The following is a 575-nucleotide window of genomic DNA, read 5'->3' as shown; positions in this document are numbered from 1 at the left end:
GCCGCGTCCACGGCCCGCCGGATCGCCGCCGGCGACCTCGACGCGCGGATCGGCGCGTCCGGGCGCGCCCGCGACGAGGTCACCGAGCTGTCGGCGGCCGTGGACACCATGGCGGCGGCCCTCCAGGAGCGGCTGCGCGCCGAGCGGGCCTTCACCGCCGACGTCGCGCACGAGCTGCGCACGCCGCTGATGGGGCTGGTGACGTCCGCCGAGCTGCTGCCCGAGGGGGAGGCGGCCGGGTTCGTCCGGGACCGGGTCGGGGTGCTGCGCGCGCTGGTGGAGGACCTGCTGGAGATCTCCCGCCTGGACGCCGGCGTCGAGCACGCCGACCTCGGGCCGGTGCCGGTGGGCGAGGTCGTGGCCGAGTCGGTGCGGCGGACCGGCCTGGCCGCGGCGGTCGAGGTGGACGGCGCGCCGGTCGCCGAGACCGACCCGCGCCGCCTCGACCGCATCGTCGCGAACCTCGTGGCCAACGCCCACCGCCACGGGCGCGGGCCGGTCGAGGTGCGGGTGGCGCGGGCCGCCGGGGACGGCGGACGCGCCGGGGACGTCGTGCTGACCGTCCGCGACCACGG

At 79.7% G+C, this 575-nt stretch carries 1 protein-coding gene; it reads left to right on the top strand.

Translation table 11 applies throughout. From position 1 onward, the window contains the following. Nucleotides 1-575 (top strand): sensor histidine kinase (locus tag DZF91_RS22750; RefSeq protein ID WP_147341275.1); only part of this gene is annotated, 575 nt, incomplete at both ends.

It is taken from the genome of Actinomadura logoneensis (genome assembly GCF_003428695.1).
Lineage (GTDB): Bacteria > Actinomycetota > Actinomycetes > Streptosporangiales > Streptosporangiaceae > Spirillospora > Spirillospora logoneensis.
The sequence above is the reverse complement of the archived record's forward strand: the minus strand, read 5'-3'. Positions and strand labels throughout refer to the sequence as shown.